This window comes from Azospirillum sp. B506 (assembly GCF_000333595.1).
In the GTDB taxonomy this organism is placed as follows: Bacteria; Pseudomonadota; Alphaproteobacteria; order Azospirillales; family Azospirillaceae; genus Azospirillum.
On the sequence record NZ_BADK01000022.1, the window covers coordinates 1 to 1,052 of the forward strand.

Below are 1,052 nucleotides of genomic sequence, written 5' to 3' on the forward strand. Positions count from 1 at the left end.
GCCACTAGCCATCTCCTACGCGCCCGGCGCGCTGACGGTGAACCAGGCGGCGCTGACGGTGACCGCCAACAACGCCAGCAAGACCTACGACGGGCTGGCCTACAGCGGCGGCAACGGCGTCAGCTACAGCGGCTTCGTCAATGGCGAGACGGCGGCGGTGCTCGGCGGAGCGCTGGCCTATGGCGGCACCGCACAGGGTGCGGTGAACGCCGGCACCTACACGCTGACCGCGTCCGGCCTCAGCTCCGCCAACTACGCCATCTCCTACGCGCCCGGCGCGCTGACGGTGAACCAGGCGGCGCTGACGGTGACCGCCAACAACGCCAGCAAGACCTACGACGGGCTGGCCTACAGCGGCGGCAACGGCGTCAGCTACAGCGGCTTCGTCAATGGCGAGACGGCGACGGTGCTCGGCGGGACGCTGGCCTATGGCGGCACCGCACAGGGTGCGGTGAACGCCGGCACCTACACGCTCACCGCGTCCGGTCTCGCCTCCGGCAACTACGCCATCTCCTACGCGCCCGGCGCGCTGACGGTGAACCAGGCGGCGCTGACGGTGACCGCCAACAACGCCAGCAAGACCTACGACGGGCTGGCCTACAGCGGCGGCAACGGCGTCAGCTACAGCGGTTTCGTCAATGGCGAAACGGCGGCGGTGCTCGGCGGAGCGCTGGCCTATGGCGGCACCGCACAGGGCGCGGTGAACGCCGGCACCTACACGCTCACCGCGTCCGGCCTCAACTCCGCCAACTACGCCATCTCCTACGCGCCCGGCGCTCTGACGGTGAACCAGGCGGCGCTGACGGTATTGACGGTGACCGCCAACAACGCCAGCAAGACCTACGACGGGCTGGCCTACAGCGGCGGCAACGGCGTCAGCTACAGCGGCTTCGTCAATGGCGAGACGGCGGCGGTGCTCGGCGGAGCGCTGGCCTATGGCGGCACCGCACAGGGCGCGGTGAACGCCGGCACATACACGCTCACCGCGTCCGGCCTCAACTCCGCCAACTACGCCATCTCCTATGTGCCGGGCACCCTCACCATCAATCAGG

The 1,052-nt window shown here is 69.5% G+C and carries 1 protein-coding gene; it reads left to right on the forward strand.

What is annotated here, in order from left to right; all coding sequences use genetic code 11:
- The coding region (locus I71_RS38070; protein WP_042688683.1) for an MBG domain-containing protein at positions 1-1,052 on the forward strand (1,052 nt) is incomplete at both ends.